General features: G+C 50.9%; 13 protein-coding genes. 12 read left to right on the top strand and 1 reads right to left on the bottom strand.

Annotation, left to right across the window (positions count from 1 at the left end; genetic code table 11):
* Positions 1-50 precede the first annotated feature (50 nt).
* Positions 51-2,687, top strand: a complete 2,637-nt coding sequence (gene alaS / locus A4E54_RS08770) for an alanine--tRNA ligase (RefSeq protein WP_240084330.1) — start codon at positions 51-53, stop codon at positions 2,685-2,687.
* On the opposite strand, the gene A4E54_RS08765 is transcribed toward alaS, so the two are convergent.
* Positions 2,684-3,151, bottom strand: a complete 468-nt coding sequence (locus A4E54_RS08765) for an N-acetyltransferase (protein WP_240084302.1) — start codon at positions 3,149-3,151, stop codon at positions 2,684-2,686. The genes alaS and A4E54_RS08765 overlap by 4 nt on opposite strands.
* A gap of 310 nt (positions 3,152-3,461) precedes the next feature.
* Here A4E54_RS08765 and A4E54_RS08760 point away from each other — a divergent pair, with 310 nt between their 5' ends.
* The 11 genes from A4E54_RS08760 to A4E54_RS08710 all read left to right on the top strand — a co-directional run.
* Entirely contained in the window at positions 3,462-4,625 is a 1,164-nt protein-coding gene (locus A4E54_RS08760) for a trans-sulfuration enzyme family protein (RefSeq protein WP_240084303.1), read from the top strand.
* 22 nt (positions 4,626-4,647) lie between these two features.
* The gene (gene dapF, locus A4E54_RS08755) at positions 4,648-5,475 is read left to right on the top strand and encodes a diaminopimelate epimerase (protein WP_240084304.1); all 828 of its coding nucleotides are present in this window, start codon (positions 4,648-4,650) and stop codon (positions 5,473-5,475) included.
* Between the two features lie 14 nt (positions 5,476-5,489).
* The gene (locus tag A4E54_RS08750) at positions 5,490-6,956 is read left to right on the top strand and encodes a UDP-N-acetylmuramoyl-L-alanyl-D-glutamate--2,6-diaminopimelate ligase (RefSeq protein ID WP_286725658.1); all 1,467 of its coding nucleotides are present in this window, start codon (positions 5,490-5,492) and stop codon (positions 6,954-6,956) included.
* A 21-nt stretch (positions 6,957-6,977) separates the two neighbouring features.
* On the top strand, positions 6,978-8,381 hold the full coding sequence (locus tag A4E54_RS08745; RefSeq protein WP_240084306.1) for a UDP-N-acetylmuramoyl-tripeptide--D-alanyl-D-alanine ligase: 1,404 nt from the start codon (positions 6,978-6,980) through the stop codon (positions 8,379-8,381).
* A gap of 92 nt (positions 8,382-8,473) precedes the next feature.
* Complete coding sequence (locus tag A4E54_RS08740) at positions 8,474-8,737, top strand: IreB family regulatory phosphoprotein (protein ID WP_282442368.1); 264 nt, start codon at positions 8,474-8,476, stop codon at positions 8,735-8,737.
* 23 nt (positions 8,738-8,760) lie between these two features.
* Positions 8,761-9,708, top strand: coding sequence for an aldo/keto reductase (locus A4E54_RS08735; RefSeq protein WP_240084307.1), 948 nt, complete (start codon positions 8,761-8,763; stop codon positions 9,706-9,708).
* A gap of 29 nt (positions 9,709-9,737) precedes the next feature.
* On the top strand, positions 9,738-10,163 hold the full coding sequence (gene ruvX / locus A4E54_RS08730) for a Holliday junction resolvase RuvX (RefSeq protein ID WP_240084332.1): 426 nt from the start codon (positions 9,738-9,740) through the stop codon (positions 10,161-10,163).
* Between the two features lie 104 nt (positions 10,164-10,267).
* Positions 10,268-10,531: a DUF1292 domain-containing protein gene (locus A4E54_RS08725; protein ID WP_240084308.1), complete on the top strand. Its 264-nt coding sequence runs from the start codon at positions 10,268-10,270 to the stop codon at positions 10,529-10,531.
* 136 nt (positions 10,532-10,667) lie between these two features.
* Positions 10,668-12,218, top strand: coding sequence for a VanW family protein (locus tag A4E54_RS08720; RefSeq protein WP_240084309.1), 1,551 nt, complete (start codon positions 10,668-10,670; stop codon positions 12,216-12,218).
* 104 nt (positions 12,219-12,322) lie between these two features.
* Positions 12,323-13,372: an endolytic transglycosylase MltG gene (mltG, locus tag A4E54_RS08715; protein WP_248286042.1), complete on the top strand. Its 1,050-nt coding sequence runs from the start codon at positions 12,323-12,325 to the stop codon at positions 13,370-13,372.
* Positions 13,369-14,075 (top strand): peptidase U32 family protein (locus A4E54_RS08710; RefSeq protein WP_286725649.1); only part of this gene is annotated, 707 nt, incomplete at its 3' end. The genes mltG and A4E54_RS08710, both read left to right, overlap by 4 nt.

The raw sequence follows: 14,075 nt of genomic DNA, 5'->3' as shown, positions 1-14,075 counted from the left end.
ATTAGAGCGAAAATTATGGTTTTTTTTGCAGTAGGAGGCATTATGTTTTGATGACTGGCAATGAGATTAGGGAGAGTTTTTTGAAATTTTTTGAGAAAAAGGGCCATAAGATTTTGCCCAGCGCCTCTCTCATTCCTTTAAGCGACCCCAGCATCCTCTGGACGGCTGCCGGAATGGTGCCGTTCAAGCCGTATTTTACCGGAGCCGCCAAATCGGAATTTCCCAGAGTGGCAACCTGCCAGAAATGTATCCGCACCCCGGATATTGAGTCGGTGGGAAAGACAGCCCGGCACCACACATTTTTTGAAATGCTGGGCAACTTTTCTTTTGGGGATTATTTTAAGGAAGACGCCATTCCATGGGCCTGGGAATATGTGACTGAAATACTGCGCCTGTCGCCGGACAAGCTTTGGATAACTGTTTATCAGGATGACGATGAAGCTTTTGACTTATGGCACCGGGTGGTCGGTGTGCCCGCCGGCCGTATTGTCAGAATGGGTAAAGACACTAACTTCTGGGAAATTGGCGTCGGACCCTGCGGCCCTTGCTCAGAGATATATGTGGACTTGGGCGCGGAGCGCGGCTGCGGTTCACCGGAATGCGCGGTCGGTTGCGAATGCGACCGTTACATTGAAATATGGAATCTTGTTTTTATCCAGTATTTCAGAAATGAAGAGGGCAATTACTCTCCCTTGGACAATAAGGGCATAGACACCGGAATGGGATTGGAGCGGGTAGCCTCGGTGCTGCAAAATGTTCCTTCAAACTTTGAAACAGACCTTCTGCGTGAAATTATGGATTTTTCGGCGGAACTGCTCGGCCTTAAATACGGCACTGACAGCAAAACCGACCTTGCCTTAAAAGTAATTGCGGATCACTGCCGGGCGATCACTTTTGCCGTGGCTGACGGCGCCCTGCCGTCTAATGAGGGCAGGGGCTATGTGATCCGGCGGCTGCTCCGGCGGGCCGTGCGTTTCGGCAGGCTGCTGGGCACGCAGGGTCTTTTTCTGAACCAGGTGGCCCGCACCGTAATCCGGCAGATGGGCGCGGCATACCCGGAGCTGCTTGAAAAGCAAGAACACGTGCTGAAGGTCATTCAAGCCGAGGAAGAACGTTTTGGGGAGACGCTGGCCCAGGGTACGGAGATGTTAAACCAAATTATCGCCGGGTTGAAAAGGTCGGGCGGTTCGGTTGTGCCGGGGGCCGACGCTTTTAAATTATACGACACCTACGGCTTTCCCCTGGAGCTTACTCAGGAGATGGCTGCAGAGCAAGGGCTGACAGTCGATGCGGACGGCTTCGGGGCGGCCATGGATGAACAGCGGCAGCGCGCCAGGAACGCCAGGCAGGAAACCGAATACATTTCTGAACGGGACGCTTTTTTCAAGGACCTGCGCGGGCAGCTGGGGGAAACTGTTTTTGTCGGGTACGACTTGTTGGAAGCTGAAGCGGAAGTGCTCGGCATCTTCAAGGGAGATGAGCGGGTAAAATCGGCGACAGCCGGGCAAACCGTGGATTTCGTTCTCGATGTCACCCCCTGTTACGCTGAATCCGGCGGCCAGGTAAGCGACCATGCCAGATTTTCCGCTGCCGGGCTGGAAATAGAAATTTTCGAAGTGAGCAAGCCGGTGGAGAACCTTTTTATTCATCGGGGCAAAGTAATCAGCGGTACAATTAAGGAACACGACCAGGTGCTGGTGCGGGTGGACCGTTCCAGGCGGGCCGCAGTAAGCCGCAACCACTCCGCCACGCACCTTTTGCAAAAAGCGTTGAAAACAGTGCTGGGCGGGCATGTCCACCAGGCGGGTTCGCTGGTTGAGCCGGAAAGGCTGCGCTTTGATTTTACCCACTATGCCGCTGTGTCGCCCGAGGAGCTTAAGCAGGTGGAGAAAATCGTTAACAACGCGGTGCTGGCCAATCTGCCGGTGGAGGTTTTTGAAACGTCGGTTTCAGAAGCACGCGCTATGGGAGCGGCCGCGCTTTTCGATGAGAAATACGGTGAAAGAGTCCGGGCAGTGAAAATGGGCGATTTTAGTCTGGAGCTGTGCGGCGGGACGCACCTGCGTTCTACCGCCGAAGCGGGGCTGTTCAAGCTTGTGGGCGAAAGCAGCGTGGGGGCCGGACTGCGCCGCATTGAAGCGGTAACCGGGGAAGGCGCCTTGCGCCACATTGAAGCGGGCGAGGAGCAATTGGCGGAAATAGCCCGGCTGGTCAAGGCGCCGCCGCATGAAGCGACGCGCCGGGTGGAAGGTCTTCTTCAGAATGTCAGAGAACTGGAAGCCGAGTGCGACAACCTCCAGGCCAGGCTGGCCAGGTATCAGGTCCAGGATTTGCTGGATCGGGTGAAAGAAGTTAAAGGAGTAAAAGTATTGGCCGGGCAGGCCGCCGCACCGGATATGGACAGCCTGCGCGGCATGGTGGACCTGTTGAAAGATAAAATAGGTACCGGCGTGATCGTCCTTGGCAGCCCGGTTGGCGATAAAGTAAATCTGGTGGCGGCGGTGACGAAAGATTTGTTGAGCCGCGGTCTACACGCCGGTAAAATGATTAAGGAAATTGCCGCCATGGTCGGCGGCGGCGGCGGCGGGCGGCCTGAGATGGCCCAGGCCGGCGGCAAGGACCCGTCACGCCTGAGCGACGCGCTGGAAAAAGCATACAAGGTTGCTGAGAGTCAAATTAAGGATTAACGGTCCTGATTACGAGTGTCAATAATCATGGCAACCTCTTCGCAATTGGGAAACTTAGGACAGTTGACACATTCCTTCCAGACTTTCTGGGGCAAAGATTCTTTAGCCACGATTTGAAAACCGCATTTTTCAAAAAACGCCTGCTGATAGGTCAAGGCGAATACACGGGGAATGGCCAGCTCTCGCGTTTCATCAATGAATGCTTTAACGAGATTGCGGCCGATTCCCCGTCCTGCGTATTCCGGCGCCACGGCCAGCGCCCGGATTTCAGCGAGGTCTTCCCAGATAATATTCAGCGCGCCGGCGCCGATCACCATACCTTGCTCTTCAGCAATTGTCAGCTCGCGCAGACTCTCGTAAAGCATGGCGCGAGACCGCGCCAACATCAGTCCCCGGTCGGCATAGTAAGTAATTAATGCGTGAATCGGCTCAACGTCGGTTATTTTAGCTTTGCGATAGATCATTTACGTCACCTTTCCCTGAAATTAGTAACAATTATAAACCATTGTGCTGCTTGTAGTAAAACATAAATCTTTCTATTTATATTGATGTGGACAAGAATATATGTTGAACTGATTCCCTATTATTTATGACCATGCCAATTATGGTAATTATTTACATGGTATTAGAATAAAATGGCAATATATATACTTTTTTATATAATGAGCAGGATATTTGTTTACTAAAAAGAATTAATAATTAAACCTGCTGATTAATTAAGATTTTTAAATATTCCATTGAAAATGGAAGAAAACGAAAGGGAAGATATACTAAATGATTGATGATAATAATAAAAAATCTGGTATTAAAATTGAGTCCAAAGTTGTTCATGGTTATAAAGGGTATGACCCGCTGACCGGCGCTATAAGCATCCCTATTTACCAGACTGCGACATTTAGACACTCCGCTCTTTACGAGAAAGCCGGCTACGATTATTCCAGGGTGCAGAATCCTACCAGAGAAGAACTCGAAGATACTATTGCTATTCTTGAAGGCGGGAAGTACGGCTTTGCCTTCTCCAGTGGTCTGGCCGCAGTGGTAGCCATTTTTTCCATGCTTCGAGCGGGAGATCATGTTGTGGTTTCCGACGATCTATATGGTGGAACGTACAGGCTAATTGAGGAGATTTGGGTAAAATACAATACTGAGTTTACTTATGTGGATACTTCACGCGTTGAGAAGGTGGAGGAGGCGCTTCGCCCCAATACCCGGATGGTATTTATCGAGACGCCGACCAATCCGATGATGAAGGTGGCTGATATCGCGGCAATTGTGGGTTTGGTGAAATCCAGGGGTATTCTGACGGTGGTGGACAATACCTTTCTTACTCCGTTTTTTCAGAGACCGATTGAGTTTGGGGCGGATATTGTTATTCACAGCGCCACCAAATTTCTTGCCGGCCATCATGATACCATGGCGGGATTGGTTGTTGTGGAAAAAGAATCGCTTGCGGAAAAGCTCCGTCTGATTCTCAAAACTGAGGGGTCCGGGTTGTCCCCGTTTGATTCATGGCTTGTTCTCAGAGGGATTAAAACGCTCGCGCTACGCATGGAAAGACACCAGAAGAATGCTGTTATGGTGGCTGATTGGCTAAAGACACATCCTAAAGTGGAAAGAGTTTATTTTGTCGGCTTGCCGGAACATGAATCATATCAGATTTCCAAACGCCAGAGTGATGGTTTCGGCGGCATGATCTCATTTACAGTGAAAGACGTGGCGCTGGTTGAGCAAGTGCTGCAAAAAGTCGAGTTGATCATATTTGCCGAGAGTCTTGGCGGAACTGAATCATTGATTACCTATCCGATGGTGCAGACGCACGCGTCTATTCCGCAGGAAATTAGAGAGCGCGTGGGAATCACGGATAAGCTGCTCCGGCTTTCCGTGGGCATAGAAAATGTTGAGGATATAATAAATGATCTCGACCAGGCGTTGGCCTAGTTCTGTTTGGGGGAAAATGAAAATGAAGTTTACCAAAATGCAGGCTTTGGGCAACGATTATATATACATCAATTGTTTAAACCAGGTAGTTGACAACCCCTCAAAGTGGGCGGTTTTTTTAAGCAACCGCCACTACGGAGTGGGGTCGGACGGACTTGTATTAATCCTGCCGTCTGAAAAAGCTGATTTCCGGATGCGGATGTTTAATCCTGACGGAACCGAAGCGGAGATATGTGGAAACGCACTCAGGAGTGTGGGCAAATATGTATATGACTATGGGTTGACGAAAGAATCAAGTCTTAGTATTGAAACTCTCGCCGGCATTAGAACATTGGAGCTGACTGTTAAAAATGGTCTTGTTTCCATGATTTCGGCAGATATGGGGATTCCTGTTCTGGAGCCGTTAAAAATACCGGTGGATTTCCCCGGTGATGCTTATGTGGAGCAGCCGTTGAAAGTTGACGGCCGTGTTTTCATGGCTACGGCCGTGTCAATGGGAAATCCGCATGTGGTGGCTTTTATCGATGATGTGGACACTTTTCCCTTGGCACGTTATGGCCCGGCGATGGAGCATCATAAAATTTTTCCGAAAAAGGTTAATGCTGAATTTGCCCAGGTTATTGACCGGAACACGTTGAAAATGCGGGTTTGGGAGCGGAGCACCGGAGAAACGCTCGCATGCGGCACGGGATGCTGTGTTTCAGTGGTCGGCGGCGTGCTTACCGGACGTTGTGAGCGTAAAGCCGTGGTCAGGCAAATAGGCGGCGAGTTGTATATCGACTGGGATGCCGGCAGCGGGCATATTTTTTTGACAGGCCCCTCGGAAAGGGTGTTCGACGGGGAGATATAGATGGAGGAATCGTCATGAGGCTGTCGCAGATTATCGAAGGGATGAAATATTCACATATTGACGGGGATATGGATATAGAGATCACCGATATAGCGTACGACTCCCGGAAAGCGGTTCCCGGCAGTCTTTTTGTCTGTATTGAAGGCACGGTCGCGGACGGGCATCAATTTATTCCCGCCGCCTGCGAACGTGGAGCGAAAGCTTTGTTGGCGCAAAAACCGGTTCAGGTTCAACAGGGCGTGACGGTAATATATGTGGAGAACACGCGTTACGCTTTAGCATATGTTTCAGCCGCGTTTTTCGGCCACCCTTCACGGCGGCTCAAACTTATCGGCGTTACCGGAACCAAAGGTAAAACCACCACCGCTTATATGATCAAATCCATTCTGGAGCAGGCCGGCCATAAAACCGGCTTAATCGGCACTATTGAAACTATTGTGGGGGAGCGGAAGAGCAAAGCGCGAAATACCACGCCGGAGTCCTACGATTTGCAAAAGCTTTTCAGGGAGATGCTGGATAATGGCTGTGACAGCGCCGTCATGGAAGTTTCATCGCAAGGACTGATGATGGAACGCGTGGCGATGACTGACTTTGATGTCGGTATTTTCACTAACATTTCACCGGATCATATCGGCCCCAATGAACATGCATCCTTTGCGGATTACCTTCAGTGCAAATCAAAACTTTTTAGAATGTGCCGGCATGGCATGATTAACATAGACGATCCTAAGCACCAGGAAATTTTGACAGGGAGTACCTGTAAGGTTACTACATTTGGGTTTTGTGACAATGCGGAATTCAGGGCCGTAAAACTAGAGCGGCTTGCCCGGCCCGGGTGGCTTGGGGTGATGTTCAGGCTGCGCGGCCCGGGGCTGGAATTTGATATTACCGTGGGGGTTCCTGGTGAGTTTAACGTATACAACGCTCTGGCCGCGATTTCGACATGTCTGCTTTTAGGGGTCGGCCCCGACGCCGTCAGCCTCGCGCTGGAAAACATCAGGGTCAAAGGCCGCCTGGAATTTGTGCCGGCCCTGCCGCATTTCACCTTGCTGATAGATTACGCCCACAATGCCGTCAGCCTGAAGAGCCTGTTGAATACGCTTCGCTCTTACCAGCCTGCAAGGTTGATCTGCTTATTTGGCTGCGGCGGCAACCGCGCAAGGCGGCGGCGCTTTGAAATGGGTGAAATATCCGGGAGGTTGGCTGATTTCACTATCTTAACCGAGGACAACCCGCGTGATGAAGATCCTGAGGAGATCATCAAGGACATTGAGCAGGGTATTAAGCCGACGGAAGGAAAATATGTAAAAATTCACGACAGGCGAGAGGCTATCCGTTACATGATAGAAACGGCGCAGCCGGGCGATATCGCGGTGCTTGCGGGTAAAGGGCACGAACAGTATCAGGAAATTCGCGGCACTAAATATCACATGGATGAACGTGAAATCGTCGCGGATGTTCTAAAGTCCTTAAACCGTTAAAAGCAAGCTAAGGTGGTGGCCATGAAACCGCTGAGTGTTGAGCAGGTGCTGCACGCTGCCGGAGGACGGCTGCTTTGCGGCAGCCGTGACAAAAAGTTTCTTTTGGTGCATACGGATTCGAAAAAAAAAGGGAATAACTCATTGTTTGTGCCGATTATCGGCAGCCGGGTTGACGGACATGATTTTATTGAAGACGCTTTTGCAAATGGTGCGGCGGGAGTGCTGACCCAGCGGCATAAAGATGATGTCGTCGGTGAAGGTGTGTGGATTGCTGTTGATAATACTCGCAAGGCACTCCAGGATATCGCCTGCTATCACCGCGGGCGCTTTAATATCCCTGTTACAGCGGTGACAGGCAGCGCAGGGAAAACTTCCACCAGGGAAATGATAGCCGCCGCGCTGTCAGCGGAAAAGTGTGTTTTGAAGACAGAAGGCAACTTTAACAGCAGGGTCGGATTGCCGTTGACGATCCTTATGCTGGAAGACCGGCATGAAGCCGGCGTTGTGGAAATAGGAATGAGCGAATTTGGTGAAATAGCAGAGCTGTCTTTAATTGCGAAGCCTGATATTGCCGTGGTGACTAATATAGGGATTTCACATATTGAGCAGTTGGGTTCGCTGGAAAACATACAGCGTGAAAAAATGAGCATCACTCGCGGCATGAATAATAATGGAATCGTTATTCTGAATGGTGATGATCCATTGCTTGCGGAATATAAAGGGAAAATGCGCCACAAGACGTTTTTTTACGGGTTGGCTGACTGGTGTGACTACCGCGCTGAATGTGTGGAACATGGCAACAATAGTTCCAGCTTTGAATTCGTATATCCTGAAGGCAGGCAAAGAGTTTACGTTCCGGCGGCGGGCAGGCACAACGTCTATAACGCTCTGGCGGCTTTATCGGCAGCATGTCAAAACGGCATTGAGCTTGACGCGGCCGCAAGGGGACTGTCTGCGTTCAAAGGCGAAAAGATGCGTCAACAGCTGCTGGAATCAGGTGATCTGCATATTATTGACGACACTTACAACGCCAGTCCGGATTCCATGGCGGCCGCCTTGTTGGTGCTGGCCGGCATGAACGGCGTCAAAAGACGTATCGCCGTGCTTGCCGACATGATGGAACTGGGACGGTTTGCTTACCAAAGTCATTTTGATCTGGGGGTAAAAGCGGCGGAATACGGTATTGACGTGGTTTTGACGGTTGGCACGCGAGCCGCGTGGATAGCGGAGGGCATAGAATCTGTACGAGGATGTACGGGGGTGGAGAAGTATGCTGATAATAAAGGCGCCTTGGAAAGCCTGAAAAAAATGATCAAAAGCGGCGACGCTGTTTTGGTAAAAGGTTCGCGCAGCATGCGTACGGAGGAAATTGTCGCGGGAATAAAAGATAAAGTTATGGACGTGTGTCGCAATGGGGAATACTAAGAATATCTTTTATAGTTATATTTAGCAATGGAGGAAATGAAAAGCAGGTGTAGAATATTAGTAAATACAATGGTGGAAAGGGGGTTCGCGCGATGACGTGGGATAATACTGACGAGACTATGATGTTTAAAATTCAAGGCGAGGATTATAACCAGGCGCGGGATATCTTGCTTAAGGTTTACGCGGCCTTGGTTGAAAAAGGATACAATCCCATTAACCAGCTTGTCGGCTATTTGCTGTCAGGAGACCCCGCTTATATTACCAGTCACGGGAATGCCCGCAGTTTGATCCGCCGCTTGGAACGGGATGAGTTGCTGGAGGAACTGGTAAAATATTATCTCAGAAATAGTATCTGACCCTTGACAGGAGATGGCGGCAGTTGCAGTACAGGGTGCTTGGAAGGACGGGCATAACAGTATCCCGCTTGTGTTTCGGGGCGCTTACCATTGGTCCGCTGCAGGCCAACCTGCCCCTGGCGGAAGGAGCCGGCGTGATCCGCAAGGCGTTGGAAGCGGGGGTAAATTTTATTGACACCGCGGAGCTTTATGGCACTTATCCTTATATTCGTGAAGCGCTCCGGGATTTTGGCCGGGAAGTTGTCGTGGTATCAAAATGTTACGCCTATACCGGTCAGGGTATGCGGGAGAGCGTTGAAAAAGCGCTTAAGCTGATTGGCAGAGATTATATAGATGTTTTCATGCTGCATGAGCAAGAATCATTATTAACGATAAAAGGTCACTGGGAAGCTATAGAATATTTGTTGGAAGCCAGGGAAAAAGGTCTTGTGCGCGCCATCGGTGTGTCCACTCACCATGTGCAAGGAGTGCTGGGCGCCGCCGCTGTTCCGGAGATAGATGTGATCCACCCGCTGCTCAATATGGCGGGGATAGGGATCAGGGGAGGTACGGCGCAAGACATGCTCCAGGCCATCAGAAAAGCCTTTAATGCTGGAAAAGGGATTTACGCTATGAAAGCGTTGGGCGGGGGGCATCTGCTGAGTCGTTCCGAAGAGGCCTTGAATTATATTTTATCTATACCTGAATTGGCTTCTGTGGCGGTGGGGATGAGCTCCCGGGATGAAGTCGATTATAACACGCGTCTTTTTAGTGGACAGACTGTTCCGTCAAGTTTGGAGGCAAAGGTGGCCCGCCGGCCGCGGCGCTTATGTATCGAGGAATGGTGTCCCGGATGCGGCGAATGTGTAAAAAGGTGTACGTCAGGCGCGATAAGCCTGTCCGGCGGCAAGGCTGTGGCAGACATGGCGAAGTGCACTCTTTGTGGTTACTGCGGATCGGTTTGCCCTGAATTCTGTATTAAAGTCATTTAATTAAGGGGATTTTTTGTTTGGAGCGGATAATGGGCCTTGATTTGGGGGATAAAAGAATTGGTGTGGCAGTCAGCGACCCGATGGGATGGACTGCCCAAGGGGTGGAGGTGATTGTCAGCAAAGGTTCACGCGAGGCGGATATAAAAAAGATTGCGGAGGCAGCCCGAAAATACGAAGTTGAGCGCATAGTTGTCGGGTTGCCGATAAATATGAACGGCAGTTCCGGCCAGCGTGCGGAAAAAATTAAGACCTTTGCGAACCGGTTATCGGGAGCGCTTCATCTGCCCGTCGAACTGTGGGATGAGCGCCTCTCCACAGCGGAGGCGGAAAAGCTGCTGATTAAAGCCGATCTCAGCCGCTCCAGACGGCGGCAGGTGATTGATAAAATGGCTGCCGCTTTAATCCTGCAGGGCTATCTCGACAGCCGCAGCAGGAAAACATCCCCCGGAAGCTAGAAATGGCCAGGGTTGTTCAATACTGAATGAAATGTTAGAATTTCTTGACTTGTGACCATTCTTAGGTGTAATATTATCAATAAATTGCTGAAGAGGTGAAAACGGTGGCCGAACAAGAAGAAGTAATAACTCTGATTGATGAAGAAGGCGCGGAACATGACTTTATGGTCATTGATATCATAGAGGTGGACGGTTCTGAATATGCTATCTTGTTGCCTGTGGAGGAAGACAGCGAAGAGGCGATCATCCTGAAAATTACATATGATGACGACGGAAACGAGCTGCTAGTCGATATTGAGGAAGATGAGGAATGGGAGAAAGTCGCTGACGCATGGGAAGAGAGAATAAACTTGGAAGAAGTTGAGTGAAATTTAGATAATGTGGCTGGTTGAGGAGTTTGACTCCGCAAGCGGCTTTTTTATTGTTGGCGCGTGGTCTGTGGATGACTGTTTAATGGTTTTCGAACATATCATTATGTAAATGATTAAAATAAGGGGTGTGGTTGTGCCCGTGAGAAGCACCCGCGTTGTGGTATGTGTGCTAGCCGTAGTTGCACTTATAACGCCATTGGTTTTTTTTAGCTCGGGGTTTTTTAGCTCCACATCAGAGAAGGTATTGCCCGGTGTGGAGGTTATGGGCATTGAGCTGGGAAATTTAAACAAGCCGGAAGGCGCGGCAAAGCTTTCTGAACTGGAAAAAAGCCTGCGGGCTGCCAAGGTGACGCTTTGTTATCAGGACCAGCGCTGGCCGTTGCTGTTAAATGAAGCAGGATTTGAACTGGATGAGGAGGCGGTAATGGACGCGGCCCTCCAGGCCGGGCGAAAGGGCAGCCTGATCCAGCAGTGGCGGGACAGAAAGCAGCTAAAGCAAAGCGGCATGATCATTTCTCCCGCTGTTGGGTTTGATCAGGATAGGCTGAGTCAACGGGTGAAAGAGTTGACCCGCGGCATAACCGTTGATCCTGTCGACGCGAATTTTATAATAGACGCAAATGACGCGGTTTCCGTGCGGCCGGCGAAAGACGGTACAATCATAGATATGGAAAAGTTGACGGTCGACCTTACCTCAGCCATTGTTGAAAGTCAAAAACCGGAAGTGGAAATGGCCATGATTACCGTGCCGCCCGCCCGTTCGACTGAGATGGTCCAGTCGATGGGGATAAACGGCCTCCTGGCCGGTTATACCACCTGGTTTGATCCCGCCAAAGTAAGCCGCACCTATAATATCAGCGTGGCGGCGCACGCTTTTGACGAACAACTAATCCGCCCGGGACATGAGGTGTCTTTTAATAAAGTAGTCGGCCCGCGTAGTTCGGAAACGGGCTATAAGACTGCTCCCATAATTGTCAACAATGAGTTTGTGGATGGCGTGGGAGGCGGAGTGTGCCAGGTGTCCACAACCCTCTATAACTGTGTCCTGCTGGCCGGCCTGGAAATTGTGGAACGTTCCAACCACTCCCTGCCGGTCACCTATGTGCCAATCGGCCGGGACGCCACCGTGGTATACGACGAGATAGATTTTAGGTTTCGCAACAATACGGAAAGTTACATTTTTATCAAGTCTTTTGTTTCCGGAGGGCAGATTGGTTTAAAGATATATGGCAATACCGCCTATAAAAAAGATGTGCGGGTGAGTTCCTGGGTTACTCAGGAGATCGAGCCTGGTGTGGTTTACGAGAATGATCCCAACCTGCTTAAAGGCGAGCAGGTTGTTAAGCAGGAAGGCCAGAAAGGGTTTAAAGCGTCAGCGGAGCGGGTATTCTTTTCAAATGGCGCGGTGGAAAAAAGAGAATATCTTTCTTCCAGTGAATATAGTCCGGTGAATAAAGTGATTGCGGTTGGCACCTTGGAACAAGCCCTGCCGCAAATTGCACCCTCAACTCCTTCACCGGGGGCGGGCGGGGCAAACAAGCCGGCTGGCGGTCGAAACGTCCAGAGCAATACAAATCAGAACATGGGCGGTGTGAATGGCGGGAATAACAGCGGGACGGAAAGCAGCGTAAACCAAACGGTTAATCAGGCGATCCCTGCGTTAAAGCCTTCCGCCAATCAATGAGGCGCGAGTCGGAGCGGGATTGCGGCAAACCAGGTTAACGGTGCGGCAGCGTTCAATAATCCGTGTCAAATAGGATTACGGAAAGATATGTTATGAGGCTTGGCATGGGCAAGTTAAAAGAAAAAAAAACCGCGGGCAGATGGCTGGTGAGATATAAGTTTTGCCTTTTAATCCCGTCAATTATTTTTTGTCTGGCAGCTATTGCTATCAGCGCCTTGGTCTTGCTGTCGCCCGTGGCGCCGCCCGGCAAGGCCGGGGATGTGATCGTGACTGTGCCCCTGCAGGCGTCCGCCGGGCAGGTGGGGGATATCCTGCGGCAAAATAAACTGGTGCGGAGCGCTGCGGCGTTTAGTCTTTTGGCCAGGTGGAAAGGGCAGGACGGACAGATCAAGGCTGGTGAGTATATGCTGAACAACGGGCTTTCAATGTCGCAAATATTGGCTGAATTAATTGACGGCCGCCTGGTGGTCCAGACATTTACCGTGCCCGAAGGATTTACCACCGCCCAAATAGCCGACCTGCTCGAAAGCAAGGGGCTGGTTAACCGGGAGCGTTTTTACAGGGCGGTTGCCAACGACGATTACAGCTACTCTTTTATCCGGGATTTGCCGAAAAATGAAAAGCGTCTGGAAGGCTATCTTTTTCCGGATACCTACCAGGTAACCAGGGGTATCAGTGAAAGTGCCATCATTGAGCTGATGCTGAGCCGTTTTGAGCAGGAAATAAATGATCTTGACTATACTGCGCTGGCGCTGGCAGCGGGGCTGACTCTGCACCAGGCTGTGACCATCGCTTCGCTGGTGGAGCGGGAGGCAAAAATTGAGGAGGATAAGCCGTTAATAGCCGGGGTAATTTATAACCGCCTGTCTTGCTCCATGCTCCTGCAAGTCGATGCGACGGTGCAATATGCCCTGGGAGCTAACAAGCCGCAGCTTTCCTATAAAGATTTGGAAGTCGATTCACCTTATAATACTTACCGCGCGCAAGGGCTTCCGCCCGGGCCGATAGCCGCGCCCGGCAGGTCCTCATTGCTTGCGGCGGTTCATCCGGTAGTGACAGGTGATTTTTATTATGTTGCCAAGCCGGACGGCTCCCATGCCTTTGCCAGAACGCTGGCGGAGCACAATGCCAATGAAGAGAGGTATCTGCAGTGAAGCAACCGGAGCTTCTGGCGCCTGCCGGAGACCTGGAAAAATTGAAAGTGGCCGTGCTTTACGGTGCTGATGCCGTCTACCTGGGTGGACGGCTTTTTGGGCTGCGCGCCGGCGCGGGAAATTTCAGTGAAGAAGAAATGGCTGCCGGGGTACGGTTTGCTCATGAAAAGGGAGTCCGGGTTTATATTACGGTAAATATATTCGCGCACAACAGCGATCTGACTGTCCTGCCCGGTTATCTTGACACTGTCCGGGCGGCCGGCGCGGACGGAGTGATTGTATCTGATCCGGGCGTGGTTGAGCTGGTAAGAAAGTTTCATCCGGCGTTACCGGTGCATTTAAGCACGCAGGCCAATACCACCAATTGGTCTGCGGCGCGTTTTTGGGAAAAACAGGGTGTTTCCCGGATCATTCTGGCCCGCGAGTTGTCACTTGATGAAATCAGGGAAATCCGGGAGCGGGTGGGGGTGGAACTGGAGGTATTCGTCCACGGCGCCATGTGCATTTCGTATTCCGGGCGCTGTTTGTTGAGCAACTACTTCGCCGGCAGAGATGCCAACAGGGGCGACTGCGCGCAGTCCTGCCGCTGGAAGTACGCCCTGGTGGAGGAAACAAGACCGGGAGTGTACCTGCCCTTTGAAGAAGATGAAAAGGGCGCGTATATCCTTAGTTCACGGGACCTTTGCCTGATTCGGCACATTCC

This window comes from Pelotomaculum sp. PtaB.Bin117, assembly GCF_002067195.1.
GTDB lineage: Bacteria > Bacillota > Desulfotomaculia > Desulfotomaculales > Pelotomaculaceae > Pelotomaculum_D > Pelotomaculum_D terephthalicicum.
The sequence above is the reverse complement of the archived record's forward strand: the minus strand, read 5'-3'. Positions and strand labels throughout refer to the sequence as shown.

What these genes read in the sequence shown, in the direction of transcription:
- A4E54_RS08745 (WP_240084306.1), top strand. Translation starts at nt 6,978, where the DNA reads ATGAAACCGCTGAGTGTTGAGCAGGTGCTGCACGCTGCCGGAGGACGG.
- alaS (WP_240084330.1), top strand. Translation starts at nt 51, where the DNA reads ATGACTGGCAATGAGATTAGGGAGAGTTTTTTGAAATTTTTTGAGAAA.
- A4E54_RS08760 (WP_240084303.1), top strand. Translation starts at nt 3,462, where the DNA reads ATGATTGATGATAATAATAAAAAATCTGGTATTAAAATTGAGTCCAAA.
- mltG (WP_248286042.1), top strand. Translation starts at nt 12,323, where the DNA reads ATGGGCAAGTTAAAAGAAAAAAAAACCGCGGGCAGATGGCTGGTGAGA.
- dapF (WP_240084304.1), top strand. Translation starts at nt 4,648, where the DNA reads ATGAAGTTTACCAAAATGCAGGCTTTGGGCAACGATTATATATACATC.
- ruvX (WP_240084332.1), top strand. Translation starts at nt 9,738, where the DNA reads ATGGGCCTTGATTTGGGGGATAAAAGAATTGGTGTGGCAGTCAGCGAC.
- A4E54_RS08740 (WP_282442368.1), top strand. Translation starts at nt 8,474, where the DNA reads ATGACGTGGGATAATACTGACGAGACTATGATGTTTAAAATTCAAGGC.
- A4E54_RS08750 (WP_286725658.1), top strand. Translation starts at nt 5,490, where the DNA reads ATGAGGCTGTCGCAGATTATCGAAGGGATGAAATATTCACATATTGAC.
- A4E54_RS08765 (WP_240084302.1), bottom strand. Translation starts at nt 3,151, where the DNA reads ATGATCTATCGCAAAGCTAAAATAACCGACGTTGAGCCGATTCACGCA.